The organism is Candidatus Hydrogenedens sp., from assembly GCA_035378955.1.
Taxonomy (GTDB): domain Bacteria; phylum Hydrogenedentota; class Hydrogenedentia; order Hydrogenedentales; family Hydrogenedentaceae; genus Hydrogenedens.
Genome location: DAOSUS010000023.1, coordinates 21057 through 43238, shown reverse-complemented (window position 1 = coordinate 43238; position 22182 = coordinate 21057). Strand labels below are relative to the sequence as shown.

Annotated in this window: 13 protein-coding genes and 1 pseudogene; 4 read left to right on the top strand and 10 right to left on the bottom strand. The window is 38.4% G+C overall.

The features are described from left to right. Window positions 1–850: site-specific DNA-methyltransferase (locus PLA12_06745; GenBank protein ID HOQ32191.1), on the top strand; the 850-nt coding region annotated here is incomplete at its 5' end. A gap of 1063 nt (window positions 851–1913) precedes the next feature. Here PLA12_06745 and PLA12_06740 read toward each other — a convergent pair. From PLA12_06740 to PLA12_06695, 10 genes and pseudogenes are all read right to left on the bottom strand, one after another. Continuing rightward, complete coding sequence (locus tag PLA12_06740; GenBank protein HOQ32190.1) at window positions 1914–3206, bottom strand: 4Fe-4S binding protein; 1293 nt, start codon at window positions 3204–3206, stop codon at window positions 1914–1916. Between the two features lie 212 nt (window positions 3207–3418). Next, window positions 3419–4168 carry a hypothetical protein gene (locus PLA12_06735; protein ID HOQ32189.1) on the bottom strand — a complete coding sequence of 250 codons (750 nt, stop codon included), beginning with the start codon at window positions 4166–4168 and terminating at the stop codon, window positions 3419–3421. A gap of 20 nt (window positions 4169–4188) precedes the next feature. Continuing rightward, the gene (locus PLA12_06730) at window positions 4189–5130 is read right to left on the bottom strand and encodes an endonuclease/exonuclease/phosphatase family protein (GenBank protein HOQ32188.1); all 942 of its coding nucleotides are present in this window, start codon (window positions 5128–5130) and stop codon (window positions 4189–4191) included. Window positions 5131–5142: 12 nt separating this feature from the next. Continuing rightward, entirely contained in the window at window positions 5143–7971 is a 2829-nt protein-coding gene (locus PLA12_06725) for an FAD-linked oxidase C-terminal domain-containing protein (GenBank protein HOQ32187.1), read from the bottom strand. Window positions 7972–8004: 33 nt separating this feature from the next. Further along, window positions 8005–8934: a 4-hydroxy-3-methylbut-2-enyl diphosphate reductase gene (gene ispH / locus PLA12_06720; GenBank protein ID HOQ32186.1), complete on the bottom strand. Its 930-nt coding sequence runs from the start codon at window positions 8932–8934 to the stop codon at window positions 8005–8007. A gap of 225 nt (window positions 8935–9159) precedes the next feature. Further along, window positions 9160–9849: pseudogene (locus PLA12_06715) on the bottom strand (TIGR03915 family putative DNA repair protein). Next, window positions 9830–11095: a putative DNA modification/repair radical SAM protein gene (locus PLA12_06710; protein HOQ32185.1), complete on the bottom strand. Its 1266-nt coding sequence runs from the start codon at window positions 11093–11095 to the stop codon at window positions 9830–9832. The pseudogene PLA12_06715 and the gene PLA12_06710 overlap by 20 nt, the downstream one beginning before the upstream one ends. 172 nt (window positions 11096–11267) lie before the next feature. Next, complete coding sequence (locus tag PLA12_06705; protein ID HOQ32184.1) at window positions 11268–12278, bottom strand: DUF1559 domain-containing protein; 1011 nt, start codon at window positions 12276–12278, stop codon at window positions 11268–11270. Between the two features lie 361 nt (window positions 12279–12639). Further along, on the bottom strand, window positions 12640–13644 hold the full coding sequence (locus PLA12_06700; GenBank protein ID HOQ32183.1) for a DUF1559 domain-containing protein: 1005 nt from the start codon (window positions 13642–13644) through the stop codon (window positions 12640–12642). A 327-nt stretch (window positions 13645–13971) separates the two neighbouring features. Next, the gene (locus tag PLA12_06695) at window positions 13972–15420 is read right to left on the bottom strand and encodes a hypothetical protein (GenBank protein HOQ32182.1); all 1449 of its coding nucleotides are present in this window, start codon (window positions 15418–15420) and stop codon (window positions 13972–13974) included. Between the two features lie 251 nt (window positions 15421–15671). Here PLA12_06695 and PLA12_06690 point away from each other — a divergent pair, with 251 nt between their 5' ends. From PLA12_06690 to PLA12_06680, 3 genes are all read left to right on the top strand, one after another. Beyond that, window positions 15672–16997: a Gfo/Idh/MocA family oxidoreductase gene (locus PLA12_06690; GenBank protein ID HOQ32181.1), complete on the top strand. Its 1326-nt coding sequence runs from the start codon at window positions 15672–15674 to the stop codon at window positions 16995–16997. 41 nt (window positions 16998–17038) lie between these two features. Beyond that, complete coding sequence (locus PLA12_06685; GenBank protein ID HOQ32180.1) at window positions 17039–20746, top strand: HEAT repeat domain-containing protein; 3708 nt, start codon at window positions 17039–17041, stop codon at window positions 20744–20746. A gap of 174 nt (window positions 20747–20920) precedes the next feature. After that, complete coding sequence (locus PLA12_06680) at window positions 20921–21847, top strand: DUF1559 domain-containing protein (protein HOQ32179.1); 927 nt, start codon at window positions 20921–20923, stop codon at window positions 21845–21847. The last annotated feature ends 335 nt before the right edge of the window (window positions 21848–22182 follow it).

The window sequence follows — 22182 nt, the reverse complement described above, 5'->3', positions numbered from 1 at the left end:
CGGAAAAGATGTTGAGTATGTAGAAAATCAGATTGAGCCCCAAAATATAAATAAAGTTTTTTGTAAAAGTAGTGAAGCTATGTCAGAGCTTCCAGATAATAGCGTCCATTTGATGGTTACTTCGCCGCCCTACAATGTTGGTAAAGAATATGACGAGAATTTATCTCTTAAAGAATATAGAGAATTACTAAAACGCGTATTCAAAGAGACATACAGAGTTTTAGTCCCCGGCGGTAGATCTTGTATAAATGTTGCGAATTTAGGTAGAAAGCCCTATATACCGCTTCATAGCTATATTATTGAAGACATGCAGTCTATAGGTTTTTTGATGAGGGGGGAAATCCTATGGGATAAAGGAAGTAGTGCCAGCCCTTCAACCGCCTGGGGGACATACTTAAAAGCTAACAATCCGGTGTTGCGGGATATTCACGAATATATTCTTGTTTTTTGTAAAGATACCTTTACTAGATTAAATCCGCAAAAGAGAAAAAGCACTATTTCAAAAGAGGAATTTTTAGAGTTTACAAAAAGCGTTTGGAAATTCGCCGCAGAGCGAGCTTCAAAAGTGGGCCACCCTGCGCCTTTTCCAGTCGAATTACCATATCGTTTAATTCAGCTTTACACATTTGAGGATGAAATTGTTTTAGATCCATTTGTTGGCAGTGGGACAACTTGTATCGCGGCGTTAAAAACAAAAAGAAAATATGTTGCTTATGATATTGATAAAAAATATTGTGATTTAGCAGAAAAAAGAATAAAAGAATTTTTACAAGAACAAACCACATTATTTTCTGAAAAGAATTTGCCGCCAAGCGAGGCACAGCCTCGCAATCCCGCAGGGCGGGATTAGAAAAACTTGAAATCGTCCTTTCCGCTTCCGCTTTTTGGCGAGGCGGGCGGAAGGGGGGTTCGGGGGGAATTCCGCCCGCCGAGCCCATTAATAAAATCGGTTCGGATTTTTTCAAATACACACCACAGACTGATATTTGTCTCAATACAGAATCCATTTTATCGGATTGGTAAACATTTGTATTAAATAAAGCGTGCCAACCAGAATTGCCATGTTCTAAAACTACATGATTAAATCCCCGTGGAACAAATAATTCATTATTGCTATCTATTATAAAAACTTTTTTCCCATTTCTTTCTCCCAACCGAATACGGGGAAGTGTTTTAAGATTTTGTTTCTCTATTTTCCCAGTAGAAAGCTGGGATAGATGGAGTTCGGAAGCAGTCTTTTTCTGTTCTTGTTCTATCAATGATAATTTCATATCTTTAAAAACTGCGGAACAAGATTGAATGTATATCACAGGATAAAGATGGGGAGGGAGATGAGTAACGGGGATAGTAGAGAAATTTTCATTGTTTACTGAAATTCCGTATGTTATTTTTCCTTTTTGTATAGATATTTTTACATCTTGGTCCTCTGAAACAGTAAAAAGCATTTTAGGGGAAAAACCAATAGGATTTGCTCTTATTTCGTTTCCTTTTAATATCCCTATTTCTACGGAAGTTTTAGGATTGTTCAAATTCATTTCGGCAAGTCCTAACCCGGCACGAAAGTCTTCATTGTATTTCTTCCTAATTCGAAAAGTAACTTCCCAGGTTAGAATGTTTATAGGTTGATTAAAGATGGGAAATGCATAGGTTATGCGATTTCCTTTGGGTTCTAATTGCAGTTCTTCTGAATTATTTATTGAGATATACCCATTTGTGGCTGTCCAGAGAGGGACAAGGTCCTTTGTTTGATATGAAACGGGGGCTTCTTCAGAATGCCCTTGTGGTAAACACATAAAAGAAAATAAAGTAGAGAGAATGAAGATATTTATAATTAAGCAGAAATAGTTGTTTCGGTTTTCTTTCACAAAGTATCCTTATAAAATGTATTAGAGAAAATTTATGCTGAACTATATTTATGTTTTACTTAGGATTTTAATGGCTTGCTGGAAAAAGATGGATTGGAGAGGTTTTATTGCCAATAATGCTTTACCGGGAGTTGTTTTTTCAAGAATAGATAATATACGAGCAAAGGCACGATAGGACAATTTTTCAGGATTTTCTAAAATTAAATCGGCGAGTTTTCCTCTTTCAATAGCCCGTTGAACCATGCGGTCAAAGGCCGTTTCAGGAGGGAATACTCGTTGAGGACGGGGTTTCATAGTAATGGCTCCCGATTTGCACACCGTCGCACATACTCCACACCCCAAGCATAGTGTCTCATCTACTTGGGCAGTTTTATGAGTATTTGTTCCATCTGTGTTTATCGGGCTTTTTATATCAATTGCATTGACAGGACAGACCTGGGAACATTTTCCACATCCTTTGCATTGCTCCGTATTAACCGACATTATCCAATTCGAAGTTTTGATAGCGTGTTTAATATTACATGTGCGTATTGCATTCAATAAAGAGCAACAACAGGAGCAGCAATTGCATAAAAAGGTAACCTGTTGTTGAACATTATCGCCTATCTGGACTAATTGTTGAGATTTGCATTCCTCCACAATTTTCAATGCATCTTTCGCTGTGATTGGCTTTGAGATTTGCATTTGTATCATGGCATCTGCACCACCATTTATAGATATACAGGTTTCCAAAGGTGCAGAGCATGCTTTACCAAGGTGGTGATTGTTATGACGACAGGCACACAATCCCAAACTCAAATTTGTAGCCGTTTCAATAATCTTTGAGACTCGTTCCCAATCCAATATCTCCGTGCTATCTGCTACTGCTATTTCTAATGTTTCCTCACGAATAAAAGTTCGAGCAAAAGGATAGTCCGTATCAAAAGCACTATATATAAATTCTTTATTCTTTTTTAAGTATTCATCAAAAAGTTTGGCTAATTCAGATATAGGCAAATTATCACGGGTACGCATCATGATAAATTCAAAAATACCACCTAACACTGGGGACAGTGAAAAGAAATGTTCATCTCCTTTTTTAACATCTACCACAAGTCCACGAAGGGCTAAATCACAAAGTTTATCCTCCAAAGCCATTTGTTCCATATCTAATTGTTTTGCTAATTTTTTTATTGATATAGGTCGTGTGGGTAAATGTCGGGCAAGTTGTGCTTCTTCTGGAGTAAATAAAATCTTTAAAATTTCTGTTAATATGGGCGATGGAGGGACTGTGGTTATAGAGTTATCCATTTGCTGTTGCAATAACCGATATTCCCGTTCTGGATTGACGATATGTCCCATAAGTTTGTCTCTAAATAAGGTGTAATTCTTTTTTGAATAAGTATAACTTATTTTTGAAATATAAAAAAAGATTTATGACTATATTTGTGTTCAGGTTCCCAGGAATATAATTAATAGGGTTTCTAACAAAATTGTTGCAATTAATGAGTAAAAAAATCAGGGGTATATAAAAATATACCCCTCCTAATTATTTCCTGCATATTTGAAAGTTTTTATTTCCCGTTTGTGGGAGGAGTAGGTGTAGTTTGTGCCGGTATCTGAAATGTTTCATCGGGAATATCAATACCTGTTTTAACATTTTTATATTTGAGAAGGAACATGGGTGTTTGGTCCTTGCCGATAATTTCCAATCTGCGGATAATTCCTAAATCGGGGTCCATCAGCACATGGGCAGAAGAAAAATCACCACCGGGTCCTTCTTTCGGTTCAAGTTTTAAGGCTACCATCTTTTTCCCATCCCATTCCGTTTCAGGTCCTACAGTGATATTCATCTTTTCCTTAACGGTATCAAACATTTTTTTCCCTCCGATAGGAATTGCCCCTTTAGTAATGTCGGGCGATGTTTTGATGGTATCAGTAACAGCAAGTAATTGATATGTAACGAAAAATTCTTTGCCATCGAAGATAACTGTGGCTTTTGCAACAGGAGTATTCATAAGTGCTGAATTTCCGGATTCTACTGCTGAAGCGGGGAAGGCAGAAAGTTTCTGGGCGAATTTATCATTATCACCATCACGCTTGATGAATAATTCCCCAATTCCCTTTAACTTCATACTATTGGTATTATTTATGGGGATATTAGCATCTGCTCCTACATCGGCTTTAATGGTTTTTTGTTTTTCCCATGCAGATATTAACTTTGCGGAAACTTCATCCAGAGACGCTTCTGCAAAGGTCCATATAGAGAAAGAACATAATAAAATAAGCGTTAAGCAGTGAATTTTGTTAAAGTTTTTTAACATTTTTTATTCTCCTTATAGGTTTAGTTTCCAATTGGGGTTATTTTTACCGTTGTCATATAGCCATTATGGTCACTTAATCGAATAGGTTTCCCTGTAGCACTTATTCCTTCTTGAAGTTCTACGGTTTCTAATACTTCAAATTGATAATAGGGACTTTTTCTTGCATAAATGTGGTCAATGCTTGAGTCAATATTTATTATCCGCACCAGATTAGCAATAACTACCAAACTGTCATGAGCATCTTCACCTCTTCGTGTGTTTAGGTCTCCGACCAAAATCACGGGGAACTCTGTCCAGCAGGATGTATTAATAAAATCTGCTAATTCTTTTGCCTGTGCTTCTTTTACAGCACGATAACGAGGGTTTCCGTAGCCTGCCTGTAAGTGTGTGTTATAAAAATCGAGGAAACCTACTCCGGGGATTTCAATTCGAGCCAGTCCCGAGCCTTTACCTGCCCACCAGTCCCCTTCCCAGAAACGATACCAGTCACCCGTAACTTTATAACGGTAAAAGAAATTTTCGCGAATAGGAAAGGCACTCATCGTAAATTTACCACTACCTAATAGACCACTCGGATAATATTGATAATATTTTAGTCTGCTTTTGGATGTAAGTTCTTTTATAAGAATATCACGGTCTTTCTTTATAAAAGATTCTTGAAAACCAACAATATCCGGGTCGAATTCCGCTAATTTTTGAGATAAGGCATACATTCGTTCAGGACGATATCTGCCTACAACCCAGGTATCTTGAATGTTGTAGGTTACGATTTTTAGTGTTATAGGTTGGGCAAGAGGTTTTCGTTCCGTATCTTTGTATATGCTTTGTCTGAAATCTTGGGGCATGGGATTGTGATAGGCACTATAATGTGCCAGAGCAAAGAATGTAATAACAGGAAATAAGATAGGGGCTAAAATGAAAAAACTCCAAAATAATAATTTTCGTTTTCTCCCTGTTAACATTGTAGTCTCCTTTTAATTTATTGTTTGTGCAAGAACCTGTATAAAATGTTCTGCTTTCCGATTAGTTATATAGGAGATTTGTTGTCTACAACTGGTGCCAGAAGCGACTACTTTTGTACTATTGGGTAATTTTTCTATCAATTCTTTTAGGTGTTTACCTACATCCATAGATAGTTCATAAGTATCTTTCATTATTCCGTAGGCACCTGCCATTCCACAACAGGCAGAAGGTAGTATTTGAACCTGCGCATTCGGAATGCGAGATAAGAGTCTTTTCATAGGTATGCTTCCACGAGTTGCTTTTGTATGACAATGAGTATGTACTGCAATCTGCATAGATTTATTTCGAGAAAAAGATAAAGCAGAAGAATCGCTATCCAGTAGATTTACCAGAAATTCTTCTAAAAGCATGGATTTTTCTGCAATCATTTCCGCTGATTCCAGTTTTAATTCTTTATAATCCTCATAAAACATGGTAAAGCATGAAGGTTCTAAAAATAGGATAGGTTCTTTTCTATCCTTTAAGATATTTAAATTTTGTTCACCTTTTTTTCGTGCATTTTCGAGGTTTCCGACACTGAATGACGGTCTACCACAACAACTTCTGTCAGGCAAAATCTCTACTCGAAATCCTGCGGATGTCAATACTTTTACGGCATCCTTCCCGATTTCGGGTTCATGGTAGCGTGTGAAGCAATCATCCCATAGTAAAATAGTTCCTCGTATTCCCTTAGGAGTTTTCCAACCGTTATAGGTTTTATAAAACCAGCGGTGGAAAGGTTCACGAGCATACAAGGGCAAAGGTCGCTTTGCTATAATTCCGGAGAAATGCTCCAAGATATTCCGCAACCACTTGTTATTTAGACTAAAATTTGCCAATGAAGGTGTCAAACTTGCTATTTTGCCAAATGTATCTATATTACTTAGCAGGAATTTTGTAAATCGGGGTAGGTATTTTGAGTTCAGAGCATGGAGCAATTCCGCTTTTAAGAGGGACATATTTACATTAGAGGGACATTCCACAGTGCAGGCACGGCAGGCAAGGCAATATTTTAGGGCTTGTTCAAGTTCCGAGGAATATAATATATTCGGATTATGTGCAGATTCCTCGATTATATGGCGGATAATATTGGCTCTACCTCGTGTGGAGAGAATTTCTTCGCCGCGAGCAATAAAAGTAGGACACATAGTAGGGGTTTCTTTTCGGCAGGCTCCACATCCATTACATTGTTCTAAATTACCAATAAAAGAGTTATCTTTTGCAGAAAAGGCTAAACAAGGTTCAAAGGGAAGGGTTAATTTCCGCCATCGCAGGTTTTCATCAAAACGGAAACGAGACACATCTGTTATTTTACCGGGGTTCATCAAGCATTGAGGGTCAAGGGTATGCTTGATTTGTGCCATGAGTCGGAAAAGATTCTCTCCGATTTGCTCTTTCATAAATTCGGAATGAGCCATTCCTACTCCATGTTCCCCGGTAAAAGTTCCCCGATATTTTCGAACCAGGGTAAAAACATCCTCCGCTAATTTGCGAAATTTTTTAATATCCGTAGGTTTATGCAAATCTAATACAGGGCGGACATGCAAAAGCCCCGCAGAAGCATGTCCATAAAAAGAAGCCTGCACCTCGTAGCGGTTCATAATTTCCGACAATTCCTGAACATACAAATGTAAATCTTCAGGACGAACCGCTGTATCCTCAACACCTGTGGCAGGTTTGGCAGAACCTTTCATTCCTGTGAGTAATGATAACCCTGCTTTACGGAATTCCCAGAGCATATTGCGTTGCTGAACATCTTTGCAGTAAAGGAAATTTTGCCCTAATTTTAGGTTTAGCACTTCATTGATAAGGTCCTGAGGGGGGTCGAAGAATTCCACAAAAAGCAACGATTTATATTGAGCACTATCCAGACCTAATAATTGACGAACAGGTTCAAAATTGCGTTGTCCCCGTGTTTGATTGAAAAGAATATCATCAATATGTTCAATGCTTGCAGGCTGGAAATTCATCAAAGGGACAATGGCATTCATGGCTTCTTCTATCGTATGAAACATAAAAACAATCGAAGTCCGCTGTCCGGGAATGGGAACGAGATTTAATTTGGCTCGTGTAATAATTCCTAAAGTCCCTTCACTTCCACCGAAGAGAGGAATGGGACAGGGGAGAATTTTACAGTAACGGTCTAATGCATATCCAGGCCAGCGCTTTTTTATACCATCGTGAAATAGGGCTTGTATCTCCGATATATGCGGTTTTACCAAATCTGCAATAATTTCTAATTTCTTCCATGTTTCAGGTGTATCTTTATCCAGGATTTGTCTTTCTCCGGTAGATGTAATTATTTCAATAGCATGAATATGGTCTATTGTAACTCCATAATGATGCACAAAAGCACCGGAGGAGTTATTCGCAATCATTCCGCCAATCGTCGCTCGGGAACTCGTTGCTACATCCGGACCAAACATCAATCCAACAGGTTTGACAAAATCATTCAGATTATCCAGTACTGTCCCCGCATCAACCCATATCGATTGTTCTTCTTTGTTAACTCTGGAAGTGTTTCGCATATAACGAGAAAGGTCAATAATCAAACCTTCGCCAATAGCACCACCCCCTAAACCCGAGCCGGCTCCTCTCGGTATGAGGGGTATACCTTCGTTAGCACATAGAACAACTAATTGCTGAACCTCATCAGTATTTCTTGGAAAAGCCACACCCGCAGGCATAAGTTCATATATAGAAGCATCTGTAGCATATAACCAGCGAGATAGTCGGTCTGTGCGTATATCTAATGTTGGATTTGTTTTTGCTATTTTTTCAAGTGATTTGTTCCAATCCATTGATTTTTTTCTCCAAAACCGAAATACATGAAATTAATGGTTATCTTTTATTTCTTTTGGAATTTGAAAATGAACATTTTCCGATGCAACACAAATTTCTTCGATTGTGCAGGTTTCAATAGAAGATAAAAACTGGATAACTCCCTGAACATGTTCCTCAGGAACAGATGCTCCAGAAGTGATTAAAACGGTTTTTACCCCTTCTAAAAACTTCGGTTGAATTTCTGTGGCATCGAGAACCAAATAGGCAATTTTACCTGCACTTTTGGCTATGTCTACAAGTCGGCGACTGTTTGCACTTTCCGAATCTCCTACAACAATTACAATATCTGCTTTTTCCGCTAAAGATAGCACGGCTTTTTGGCGGTTCGTTGTTGCATAACATATATTTCCGCGGGATGGAGATTGTAAATTAGGAAAACGCTGTTGGAGAATATCCACAATTTTTTTGCAATCCTCTACACTCAAAGTTGTTTGAGTTATATAAGCGATACGATTGGTTTCTGGAATTTCGATTGTTTCTGCATCGCGGACATTTTGAACTAAAAATACATTCCCTTTTGCCCAGCCCATTGTCCCGATAGTTTCATCATGCCCTGCATCTCCTATAAGTAATATCGTATAACCCTGTTCTGCGTATTTCTTTGCTAAACGATGAACACGCTCTACTAATGGGCAAGTAGCATCAATTATTTTTAAATTTCTTTTCCGTGCTTTTTCCCATTGTTCCGGTCCAACCCCATGGGCACTGAATAGTAAAATAGAATTTGTCGGAACATCTTCTATATTCCGCACAAAAATAGCCCCCTGTTTTTTTAGCATTTCTACAACATGAGTATTATGAACAATATGGTTCAGGACATATACCGGTTTTCCAAATAATTCCAGGGCGCGTTTGACGCAATGAATTGCCCTTTCAACACCCGCACAAAATCCACGAGGTTTTGCTAATATAATATGCATCTATTCTTCCCTAAACTATTTATAATTAAAACAAGTGCATTTATTATAATTATTCTCCAATAGGGATTTCTTAATTGAATAAGGTCTATATCGAAATCTAAATATTGAAAAAGGTTGTATCTTCAATCCCTATAACAGAAACATTCTTACTACCTAACCTATTTGCAATTCCTATTCCATCTCGGTAGGTAAGAAAGTAATAATGTCTCTTAAAAATATTTCTATTTAAATATTTTCCCTATTCCCATCTAATTGGGGGAGAGCACAGGAACCCTTAAATTCCGTTAACCAATGTTGAAATTTAAGAGGAATATTTTGCCTCTGAAGTTTCTTGTTTTCTCTCTCTGTAATAGAGATATTTTGATGATACCTTTGCCATAATTATCGAAAAAAACTTTCCTCATCTGTATCCGATGGCAATGTATTAAGAGAAACTACTTCATATAACTTTCCTTTTTCTACGAATAAGGCTTTCCTCCGTTTTGTATCGTGAATTATAAGTTTTTCCTCGGGGAACCTTCGTGAAAAATGCAAAGAAAGAGGACCTATTATATTGAAATCAGAAGTAAATGACGCATAGAGATACCCGCCTTCAATTTCTCGGAAACGAAGTAATCCCATCAATTTATGAATTTGTCTCTGGATACTTCTCGCTGTTTTTATTATTTTATAAATAACAGGGTTATTTATTTTTGCAATCGGTATTTTCTTGTTTTCATTGAAATGCTTTAAAAAAAGATGAATTTCTTCATATTTGCTTTCAAAGTCTGTTAAAAGATAGTAATTTAATATTTTTTGTATAGCAATCGGGGTTTTCTTAATCTCTTTTTCAATATCATCGCGGCTTATTTCTTGGGGAAACAATAGCCAGTCAGTTTTTTCTGGAGGCTGCTTTTCAGGCAAGTTGTTGTTCATGATTAAACAAATCTCCGACTTCTACATCATTAGGAAATTCTCGTTCTAAAAGTTTTTCAGGCAATAGAGGATGGTCTAAAGAAATGCTACCAAAATATCTTCCCTGTATAGTTATAAAATAAATAGCCCTTTTAACGACAACCCCTAATTTTTTCAGGATATCCATATTCAATGTCCCGGTTTTCCTTGCCTGTATAATCCTTCGGGCTGATGTAGGACCTATCCCAGGAACACGGAGCAACTGGAATATATCCGCTCGCATAATTTCCACAGGAAAAAACTGTAAATGTCTCAATGCCCAAGAGACTTTAGGGTCAAAACGCTCGTCAAGATTAGGATTTTTTTCTGTAAGAAGTTCATCTAATGAAAATTTGTAAAACCTAAGAAGCCAATCCGCTTGATATAAACGATGTTCGCGTCGCAAAGGTGGGTTCGTAAAAGAAGGTAAAATAGGGTCTTGATTTAATGGAACATAGGCAGAGTAATATACTCGCTTTAATTGAATATTTCTATACAGATATTCCGAAAGTCGTAAAATTTGCCAATCCGTTTCTGGGGTAGCACCGATAATCATCTGGGTGCTTTGACCGCTCTTGGCGTAAAAACCATTTCCCTGTGAGGAAGAAAGCAACTTTTCTCGAATTACATTTATTTTACGCATTGTAGCAATAATTTGTTTCAAATCTTTTTGTGGAGCAAGTAATTGCAAAGAGGATGTTGTTGGTAATTCCACATTAATACTTACCCTATCTGCCCACAAAATAGCCTCTTCGATGGCGTTTTCTTCGGCTCCCGGAAGTATCTTCATATGAATATATCCATTAAATCCATAGCGTTTCCTTAATATCTTTACCGTGTCTAACATAAGTTCCATAGTGCGATTAGCATTGTTAAATATTCCTGAACTCAAGAAAAGCCCCTCGATATAATTTCTGCGGTAAAATTCATAAGTTATATTTGCCAATTCCTCAGGAGCCACTGTTGTCCGTTTTATGTCATTTTTGCAACGATTAATACAATAGGCACAATTGTTATGGCAATAATTAGTTTGAAGTGTTTTTAGAAGGGAAATACATCTTCCATCTGATGACCAACTATGGCAAAGCCCCCCTGACAAAGTATTTCCCAGTTTTCCGGTTGATGATTTTCTTTCTACACCACTGGATGCACAAGAAACATCGTATTTTGCCCCACGAGTAAGTATATCCAATTTTTGTATTATGTCTGGAGACTTTTTTACTAACATAAAAATGAAACCACATTTGTAATAGTAGAACTATCATACCACAAAAATTAATATACTGCAAATTTTTTCACTATATAAATGATTTGTACAGTTTTTATGTATTTAAAAAAAGAATGGGGACAGCATCTACTGTCCCCATGGAATTCCTTGCGAGGGCGGAAAAAGTTAAATATTATTGATAACCAGCTGCTTGAGATATGATACCAATAACAACACCAACACTGGGCAATATAGGTTCTGTAGCATTTACATCCGGATTGGTTGTATCGTTAGAACCGATGTAACGAATAAACTCAACATGACCATCCATGTAAAGCACATTGCAACCGCCCGGAAGGTGATTGAAGAAATCAATGGCACCATAGGCAGAGAATTGGTCTAACATGATATAGACTTCACTCTGAGCATTATTTGATGCGGCTGGATTATTAATATCCGTAATCAAGAATCTTTCAATACCTTCACGAAGTCTGTATACTGTGCTACTTCCACCATTTCCTGTGCCTGCTGGAACAGAGATATCTCTGTCAGCAATTGCCATTAATTGAGTTGCAGCTGCTTGGTTAGGACTGCTAATGCAAGCACCTATAGGTGTAAGTGAGTCAGTGATTAATTTGCTGACGGCTTCTGCTAATTGAATTGGAACAGGGGAAGAACTACTGACTGCCTGACCACCCATTAATGAAATGAGACTATTCAATACGGAGTAGTTACTCAGTGGCGCTGTTCCTAATTCTTTATTACGGTCGAAGACCCAACCTAAATAAGCATAACTGGCATCAATGCGTTCTGGTTCACATGTTAAGTATGTGGTACCATCCTGTTTTTTCAGGTACTGTGCGGTATCCCGTGCATCCGACGGACAGATGGCAATGGAGGGATCTGTCAGATATTCAGGATAAATAGTATCTACGGCAGGTGCTGCTGCAATTGCAAATTTGTAATTTTCTGCTGGATTTTCGCACTTTGTTCTGACAACTTGCAACGGCGGAAATCTTTCACCTTTTGCTTCGTTGCAATACATCTTCAATACGACACCCCACTGTTTCAGGTTATTCTGACAGGAGGAACGACGTGCCGCTTCTCGTGCACGGGCAAGTGCCGGCAACAATATTGCGGCGAGAATACCAATAATGGCGATGACGACGAGTAGTTCAATGAGTGTGAAACCTTGTTTTTTCATAACCCTACTCCTTTCCTTTTTCTTCTGTTACCCGAGACATTTTTTATCTAAGCCCTCGCAAGTCGCCCGGATAACATTCGGGTTTAATTGTTTGTTAAATTATTAAAGAACACTTAATAACTACAATATTAATAATACATAGTTACAAGTCAAAAGTCAAATTTTTATCAAGCTTAAAATAAAAAATAAAGGCTATCTTAAATATTCCTGTTTTTCTTACAATCATAGATTGTTTTATTGCCTGTCTTATAAAATACCAGCAGAAAAGACTCAAAAATACAACTTTTTCGGAAAAACTATAAAATGGGGACAGCTTTTGCTGTCCCCATGAAATTTCTTGTGAGGGCTATAAATTAATTTGTTATTGATAACCACCTGCTTGAGCGATAACACCGATTACTACACCAAAACTCGGTAGAATGGGTTCCGTAGCATTGAGGTCTGGATTGGTTGTATCGTTAGAACCGATGTAACGGATAAACTCAACATGACCATCCATGTAAAGCACATTGCAACCGCCCGGAAGGTGATTGAAGAAATCTATAGCACCATAGGCAGAGAATTGGTCTACCATAATATAGACTTCACTCTGAGCGTTATTGGATGCGGCTGGATTATTAATATCCGTAATTAAGAATCTTTCAATACCTTCACGGAGGCGGTATATCGTACTGCTACCTCCATTGCCGAGAGGTACTGGAACCGAAATATCACTATCTACAATCCGTTTCAATTCTTGTGCTGCCGCAGCATTTCCTGGATTTAAACATGCTCCAATGTAAGTAAGTGAATCATTGAGCAGTTTATCTACTGCTGCAGCAAATTGTCTGGGAACAGGTGCACTGGGGTCCGGAGCCTGTCCCCCTAAAAGAGACATCAACGAATTCAATGTTGGATAACTACCCACATTACTAATTCCAGCCTCTTTGCAACGGTCTAATACCCAACCAACATAAGCATAACTGGCATCCAAGCGTTCTGGCTCATCAATCAACCAGGTAGTTCCGTCTTGTTTCTTTAAATACTGAGTGGTATCACGGGCATCTGATGGGCAAACGGCAATAGATGGGTCTGTGAGATACTCAGGATAAATGGTCTCAACAGCTGGAGCAGCAGCCAAAGCAACCTTATAAGGTTCTGAAGCTTGAGCACTTTTTACAATCTGTAACGGCGGAAATCTTTCACCTTTCGCCTCGTTACAATACATTTTGAAGACAGTTCCCCATTGTTTCAGATTATTCTGGCAGGAGGAACGACGTGCTGCTTCTCGCGCTCGAGCGAGTGCCGGCAGCAAAATTGCCGCAAGAATACCAATAATGGCAATGACGACGAGTAGTTCAATAAGTGTGAAACCCTGTTTTTTCATAACCCTTCTCCTTTCTTTTTTGTTATCCGAACTTTGTATGTATTAGCCCTCACAAGTAGCACGGATAACTTTAAGAATTGTTGTTATATTAAATTTTAAATTAACATTAACAACTATTATATTAATATAATACAAGATTAAACTAATAATGTCAAATACTTTTAGGGTATTTTTTTATATAAAAATTCTTTATTGTTTTGATTAAAAATCTACTATTTCATATCATTATATTGGCATAGTTCAAAAATAAAGTGTAGTTGATGGATATTTTCTATAGTAGCTTCTATTAAAATTCTATAAAATTCTATAAAAGTAAGAATAGCCCTTTTATAATTTCTTCTCCAAAGCAATTTCTACTGCTTTGTATGCCCCATCATAAATGCCAATCTTTTTAAGTAGTAGGATTTGTTCATTATACATTTTCAGCAAATCATCTTCCTCAACGAGCATGTTTAGCACCTGCAATGTAAAATCAAGCCCCACACATTCCGGGGTACTATCACCAATTTCACTGGCACGAATGGCGCCCCATGCCTCATGGCCGCCAACTCGTTCTAATAATAGTTTGGGTATCGGATAAAAGGCAAGTTCACTCGGTTTAGTCATTAATAAATCGCTTGGACGCATCAATAAATTTGTTGTATAAACAGCAGAATAGGTATTTTCGTGAAGGAAACCATGAAGTGTCCCTGTTATCTCGTTGTTTATTGCTTTCTTTACAAACTGCTTTGTTTCCTCCCACTGATTGTGCAAAATAAGCAAGTCCTCAAACTGTGGAATATTTTTCTTAAAGTATTCTAATGCATTTGCATGGTCTCCAAAATTCACAAATAGAATCAATTTCCCCTCTTTTATCCATTTCCATAAAAACTTCACAATATTTACGAGCAAATCTTGCTGTGCCCCGGCTCCTCCAATGGAAATTAAAAATCGACGAGGTTCTTTTTTATCCATACGGGATATACGATTTTGCACATCTTCCTCTAAGGGAGCCAATAATTCATGGTCAACATAGTGTCCAACTGCTTTTATTTGGTTTTGTGGAATTCCCTTCCCGATACCTGGTGGAATCATTCCTCGTAATGTTCGGAAACCAAAATATTCAGAAGGCCCCTGTACTATCTGCAACGCATGCGGTGAAAGATGAAAACCTAATGGACAATTATCTGGAATAAGATTTAACACTCGTTTTATCCCTGCAAAACTTGCACCCTGTGCATTAAAGGGATGTGTCGCCAAAACAGGAATATTAGAATCGAGTTGACGATATACATCCGATAATATTTCTGCAGTTGCCATCACGGGATAATTCTTTTCCAACCCTCGATACCATTTGCCCATCAAGGGGTCCCAAAAGAAACGGTTAAATAGCTTTGATTTTTGGGATATACGCGAACCCAGGGAATACCAATAATCCAGATAACGAATCATTCGTGCCCCGGCACTATTAAAATTCAATAAATCAAACCAATAAGGAATATAACCCGCGTAATTAACAGCGGAGGCTATTGCCATTCCAATGCGATAATGACCATATCCCATACGAATTGTTCCAATAGCCATACCTTTATTGGGGTCAAGAGGAACACCTTCTTTCTCGGAAAAAACATCATGCAAATTAATAAAAGGAGATAATATATCATTGGGTTTAGCAATTAGAGGGAACTCATCGGTACCTGTGTATCCAAACTTTTTGGCAAACTTCTTCTTTAATTTCTCTCCTTTCTTTATGGTTTTATCCGAAAGAGGTATTCCAAACAAGGTTTTATGACTCATTGCTTGTCTCCTTATAATACAAGATTGTCAAAAGTTTTATAAAAATTACCATAACAATTCATATTTTAGAAAATCAAATAAAACAAAAGAAATTATAATTTTTAGACTTTTCAAAATCTCATTGCTATAGGTAAAAGAAAAAATTTATTTTTTCCCTTGCAATTAAAACTCGTTTTTTGTTTTGATAGTCTGATATGATAGAAAAATCTTTTTATTGATATAGCAAAACCCAATCTATGGAGGTAATTTTTATGAAACGGAAAAGGCAAAAAAAGGAATCCATAAATCGAAGGGAATTCTTAAAAAGGACAGGGCTTGCTTCATTGGCAACCGTTGCATTCCCGTATATCATTCCGGGTAGAGCATTAGGACTTGATGGAGCAGTTCCTCCCAGTGAACGAATTACAATCGGTTGTATCGGTGTCGGCGGTATGGGAACATCCAATATGGAAGGTTTCCTTGACCAACCATCTGCACAAGTCGTAGCGGTATGTGATGTAGATGGAAAGCATCGTGAATCAGCAATGAAAAAAGTCAATGACCGTTATGGCAACCAGGACTGTGCAGGTTATAACGATTTCCGTGAATTAATTGCTCGGGAAGATATTGATGCGGTGTCGTTGGCATTACCAGACCAATGGCATGCAATCCCTGCAATCATGGCAGCAAAAGCAGGAAAGGATATTTATGGAGAAAAGCCATTAGCAGGCTCTATTAAGGAAGGTAGAGCCATTGTAGATGCCGTGGAACAATACGGCAGAATCTGGCAAACCGGTAGTTGGCAGAGGTCTCAGGAACATTTTCGTCAAGCATGCGAACTTGTTCGTAACGGATACATCGGCGAAGTGAAATATGTTGTTGTAGGTCTCCCTTCTAAAAATTCAATTAATAAAGGTAGCACGACTCCATCAGACCCACCTCCATGGTTCGATTATGATATGTGGTTAGGTCCCGCTCCGTATGCTCCTTATTGTGAAGCCCGTTGTCATTGGAATTTCCGCTGGATTAGTGATTATGCTGGGGGACAATTAACCGATTGGGCTGGACATCATTGTGATATAGCTCAATGGGGAATGGGAACGGAACTTACAGGCCCTGTCGAAATTATCCCAAGAGGTGGGCATTGGCCTAAAGCAGAAGATGGGCTTTTTGACACTGTAGAAGATTATGAATTCCTGTGCAAATTTAAAGAAGGTTTTGATATGTTAGTAACGGCACGGCAAAAAGGTGGCGTTTTATTTAAAGGTTCAGAAGGCTGGATACATGTAGACCGGGGTGCCTTCGATGCTTTCCCGCGGTCTCTGGTTCAAACGGAAATTAAACCGCATGAATTACATTTATACCGTTCTTCCAATCATATTGGAAACTTTTTAGAATGCGTCCGCACACGCAAAAAAACGATTACTCCTGCTGAAGTAGCACATCATTCTATCATGATTGGTCATCTGGGACTTATAGCCCTGAAATTAGGCAGACCCTTAAAATTTGACCCCGATTCAGAAACCTTTATAAATGATTCAGAAGCCAATCGTATGCTCTGCAGACCTATGCGTGAGCCGTGGCACCTAAATATATAGTAATTACTTATGAACCTTTTTTCATACATAGGAGAAATAATATGAGTTATAGAACAAAACAAATGATTATGGGAATACTCCTTGTAGCCCTTATGTTCACCTTTATCCCCATAAACCTTATTGCCGAACCTACCATAAAAGCCCTAATAGTAACAGGACAAAATAACCATCGCTGGGACATCAGTTCCCCCATTTTGAAAGATGCTCTGGAGAAAACGGGGCTATTTCAAGTAGATGTATTACAAGCACCTGCTCAGGGCGGTGATTTTTCCACCTTTCAGCCGGAATTCCAAAATTATCAGGTGGTCATTTTAGATTACAACGGAGACCCCTGGCCTGAGAAGGTAAAACAATCTTTTGTATCTTATGTCGAAAATGGTGGGGGCGTTGTTGTTTATCATGCCGCTAATAATGCCTTTCCTGAATGGCCTGAATTTAATAAGATTATCGGTCTTGGTGGTTGGGGCAACCGTGATGAACGCTGGGGTCCGTATGTCCGCTGGCGTGATGGTAAGGTGATAAAAGATAATACTCCGGGACCTGGCGGTAGCCATGGAACACAGCACACCTTCCAGGTTGTTATACGCGACCGCAACCATCCCATCACAAAAGGACTTCCTCCGATATGGCTCCATGCAAAAGATGAGTTGTACGACCGTCTACGCGGTCCAGCGGAAAACTTAACGGTTCTCGCAACTGCATATTCCAGTCCTGAAGAAAAAGGAACCGGCGAACATGAGCCTATTCTGTTCACCGTTCAATATGGCAAAGGCAGAATTTTCCAGACCGTTTTAGGACATCCTCAGGAGGATACTCCTGTTGCATTGCAATGTGCCGGCTTCCTTACTACATTCCTGCGTGGGGCTGAATGGTGTGCAACAGGTAAAGTAACCCAATCGGTCCCAGAAGATTTTCCAGGACCTAATGAGGTTCGTATCTGGGAAGAAAATCGTTATATTCCCCTTGCTGAGTTATTGGAACGGATAAAAGGATACAAAGCCTTAGATAGTCGTGCCGCAATAACTCAGATTAACGAGTACCTCCGTGTTATGACATCGGATAAAAGGTCTATGACAAGTGTTGAAAAGGAAATGATTAAGTTCCTGCTTTCCGATGCAACAACAGATGCTAAAAAATATGTATGCTCAAAATTAGGAGAATTAGGCACCCAGATATCTGTTCCCGTTTTAACCGATTTATTACAGGTTCCCGAGTTATTTGATTCAGCCCGTTTTGCTCTCGAAAAAATACCCGGAGAATTAGCGGCTCGTTCCTTACGAAATGCATTACAAACAACAGAAGGTAAAAATCGTATTGGAATCATGACTTCCCTTAGTTTACGAAAAGATTTAAAATCTATACCTGCTATAGCCGTATTCTTGAATAATAATGAACCAGATACGGTCATTGCGGCAGGTTCTGCTTTGTGCATGATGGAAGATGAAAGTGCTCTTTCTGCCTTATGGACGGCTCGCTCACAAGCCGTTGAATCAGCACGCTTGAAATTGACACAACAAGCATTTGCATGTGCTGATAAAATATTAGCAAAGAAAAAATCCGTGGATGCTTTATCGGTTATCCGCGATATAAGTGCAGATAACACATATCCCCCTTCACTTCGTATAGCATCACTTCGCAGTCTCTTAAAATATTCCGAAGAGGAAGGGGTTAAAGTTTTGGTTAAATCATTGAGTGACCCTGATTCCGCTTTTGTTCGTCTCGTTATTGGTGCTACACCTCTGATAAAAAATAAACAACTTCTTTTGAATGCTGTATGCAAAGAAATGGCATTTGCTTCGCCCGAAAATCAGGTTCAATTTATCAATCTGTTTGCTTCACAAAAAAGAAAGGATATACTACCGTATGTAGTTAACAGTCTCAATAGTGAGAATCCGTCAATTCGAGAAGCCAGCATAAATGCACTGGGCGTAATAGGTGGCAAGTCGGAAGTAGCATTACTTATTTCCAAAGCCCTTGGAGAGGGAACGGAAGCAGAATTAGCAAAGGCAAGTCTTGCTTCAATGCCCGGAGATGATGCAGGACAGGGAATGTTAGACATTTTAAAGAAATCGGATATTAATCCTACCTTGAAGAAAATTCTTTTACCTTTAGTTGCTGCAAGAAAAGTTCCCGGGAGTGAACCTATAATACTTCAATCCGCCGGGGATGCTGACCCCGAATGTAGAATATCGGCTATAAAAAGCCTGATAGAACAACCTAATCCAGAAATGCTCGATACCGTTTTGCAAATATTATCGGGAGCCAGTTCAGGAGAGGAACAGGAATTATTTGAAGAACTAATTATAAAGATTGCATTGCTGAAACCAGAAGAAACAGAAACACAATTAGCAAAAATTTCGTCCGTACTGGATTCCAATCCTGCATTACCCGTGCAAACGGTTTTACTTCGTGTACTTGCGCGCTCAGGTCATGCTAAAGGATGGGAAAAATTGAACACATATATAAATGCAAACACTCCCGCAGATAAATTGGGTATAGTGATGCAGGCGTTAAATAATTGGCCTGATGATACGCCCGTTCCTGTCCTGATTGAGTTTGCTCGTGCTAATCCAGAACTGCCCCAGAGAGATACTTTACTTGAAACATGTCTGAATTTAGCACAAAAATCAACAGCAACGGATGAAGAAATTGTACAACGGATTACTGCTTTATTAGAATTAAATCCTTCTGCAACAATAAAGAAAGCCGCATTGGAAAAAATAGCCCAGCGTAAAGTAGATAGTTCATTACCTTTGCTGCTCAAATATCTTCACGAATCCGAAGACGCCGTAAAAGAATCTTTGATTCGTTCTCTTTCCAACTGGCGAAATGCAGAGCCTTTAAATGCATTACTGGAACTTGCACGCACAACGGAGAACGAATCTATCCGTCGGCAGGCTCTTGCAGGTGTTATCCAATTATCGGATAATATCTGGAATATGACCTCTGAACAACGGATGCAATTGTTTAACGATGTAATCGCAATTAGCACAAAACCCGAAGTATTAAAAGGTGTCATAGGTGCCTTACAAAATACATCTTATCCGGAAGCATTGTCTATTGTAACTCAATACCTTGATAACGAACAGGTAAGAAATGAAGCAGAAGTTGCTGTGGTTAAACTTTCAAAAACGCTCATTGGTATTGCTCCAGATATCATTACCCCTGCTCTTGAAAAAGTTATTCATCAAGGACAGATGGAACTTATAAAACAAGAAGCACAAAAAACTCTGGATATAGTTCCCAAATTTGAAGATTTTATCACTACCTGGATGGTATCAGGTCCCTATGTAAATGATGAAATTAACCCAAACATGTTGTATGAGTTTGTTTTCGCTCCAGAGAAACCCGAAGAAGCTGAAAAGGCATTGTGGAAACCTGTTTCACCAGGAACAAATCCCAACAAACCTATGGTTGTTGAACTCCATAAAATCTTAGGTGGAGAAAATCGCGTCGCTTATTTAAGCACTTATGTATGGAGTGATACCGAACAAGATGTTAACCTGTTAATTGGCAGTGATGACGGTGCCCGTATCTGGGTAAATGGAACAAAAGTATTCGGGAAAAATACAAATCGTCCTTGTGTGCCTGATGATGATACAATAGGGATACACTTAAAACAGGGTTGGAACCATATACTTGCAAAAATCCGTCAGGGCAGTGGACAATGGGAATTCTGTGCTCGTATCCGTAAAACAGATGGTTCCCCATTTGAACCCAAACCCAAAACTTCCATATTGCCAAAGTAAAAAAATAAGAAATAACCTACATAACAAGCCCCAACATGTAAATGTTGGGGCTTGTTTTTTTAATAAAAATAAAAATATATTGACTTTTACAAAAATTTGTTGTATAATAACAATAGCTAAATACAATGTATTTCTTACAATTATTAACTAAACTTCAATTTTAAGGAGAATTTTATGAAAAAGCATGGTTTCACTCTCATCGAACTACTTGTCGTCATTGCTATCATCGGCATCCTTGCAGCCATACTTTTACCGGCTCTTGCTCGTGCCCGTGAAGCAGCACGCCGTTCCTCATGCCAGAATAACTTAAAACAGATAGGTCTCACATGTAAGATGTATTCTAATGAAGCAAAGGGTGAAAGATTTCCACCCTCCAAACTTTATAATTGCACCGAATTAAGTGGAGAATTTGTTCTTGACTGTATGGCAGTATATCCGGAATATTTAAATGACCCTGCGGTGTTATTATGTCCTTCTGCAACAACAGGGAATGACCCGGTAAAAGTATTTGATAAAGCAGACAATCTAGCCCAAGTTATTGGTGACCGAGCCGGGAATTTAGTACCCACAGCCGGTGTGCCTAATAAAGAATTTTATCCCTGCGAAGTAGATGATAGTAGCTGTTCTTATTTATATTTAGCATGGAATACATGGTTTCCGGGGATTATTGACCGACCCGATCCACCGGCAAACCCGGATGTAAATGTGATGATAGACTGGTTACTGGCGAACAATCCCCAAGTGGTTATTATGTTAGGTAATCTTTATCCCCGTTTAGGTGACCCGTCAAAAAACGACGAAGACTTCACATTCTTCGACGGGACGCAAAATCTTACTATGTATCGTTTGAGAGAAGGGATTGAACGCTTTATGATAACAGATATTAATAATCCTGCGGCAAGTGCCAAAGCCCAAAGTGAAATTCCTGTGTCCGGAGATTGGGTTAGCACAGATATAGGGCAGGAGTTCAATCATGTCCCTGGTGGTTGCAATTTCCTGTATATGGATGGTCATGTTGAATTTATTCGTTTCCCCGGTAAATGGCCTGTAAATCGCACTATGGCGGTTTTACAAAGTGAAGAAATTATGAATAGGTTATAATTTTATCATTAGCAACACAAAAAAGAGATGGGGTATTAACAAGAAAATACCTCATCTCTTTAATTTAATAAGACATACAAGTATACATTTTTTAAGAAGCATTATTAATATCCTCTCTAATGATATAGAGCAATTGAAATATAATAGATTACTGTCAGGGATAATGTAAATATAGAAGATATTAAATCAAATCTATAATTGCAACACCTTTGTTGTTGTAAAATAACCAATCTTTGTTTAATAAAAACCTCTTTTATCCAGAGATGTTAACAATCTCCAGTTAAAAATTTGTTTGTCATTCATGCATTCGTGACATGTAAATCCTGTTGAATGTT

Excerpts from the sequence above, each read along its gene's own strand:
- PLA12_06700 (HOQ32183.1), bottom strand. The coding sequence starts at position 13,644 with ATGAAAAAACAGGGTTTCACACTTATTGAACTACTCGTCGTCATTGCC.
- PLA12_06685 (HOQ32180.1), top strand. The coding sequence starts at position 17,039 with ATGAGTTATAGAACAAAACAAATGATTATGGGAATACTCCTTGTAGCC.
- PLA12_06695 (HOQ32182.1), bottom strand. The coding sequence starts at position 15,420 with ATGAGTCATAAAACCTTGTTTGGAATACCTCTTTCGGATAAAACCATA.
- PLA12_06740 (HOQ32190.1), bottom strand. The coding sequence starts at position 3,206 with ATGGGACATATCGTCAATCCAGAACGGGAATATCGGTTATTGCAACAG.
- PLA12_06730 (HOQ32188.1), bottom strand. The coding sequence starts at position 5,130 with ATGTTAACAGGGAGAAAACGAAAATTATTATTTTGGAGTTTTTTCATT.
- PLA12_06710 (HOQ32185.1), bottom strand. The coding sequence starts at position 11,095 with ATGTTAGTAAAAAAGTCTCCAGACATAATACAAAAATTGGATATACTT.
- PLA12_06690 (HOQ32181.1), top strand. The coding sequence starts at position 15,672 with ATGAAACGGAAAAGGCAAAAAAAGGAATCCATAAATCGAAGGGAATTC.
- PLA12_06705 (HOQ32184.1), bottom strand. The coding sequence starts at position 12,278 with ATGAAAAAACAAGGTTTCACACTCATTGAACTACTCGTCGTCATCGCC.
- ispH (HOQ32186.1), bottom strand. The coding sequence starts at position 8,934 with ATGCATATTATATTAGCAAAACCTCGTGGATTTTGTGCGGGTGTTGAA.
- PLA12_06735 (HOQ32189.1), bottom strand. The coding sequence starts at position 4,168 with ATGTTAAAAAACTTTAACAAAATTCACTGCTTAACGCTTATTTTATTA.
- PLA12_06725 (HOQ32187.1), bottom strand. The coding sequence starts at position 7,971 with ATGGATTGGAACAAATCACTTGAAAAAATAGCAAAAACAAATCCAACA.
- PLA12_06680 (HOQ32179.1), top strand. The coding sequence starts at position 20,921 with ATGAAAAAGCATGGTTTCACTCTCATCGAACTACTTGTCGTCATTGCT.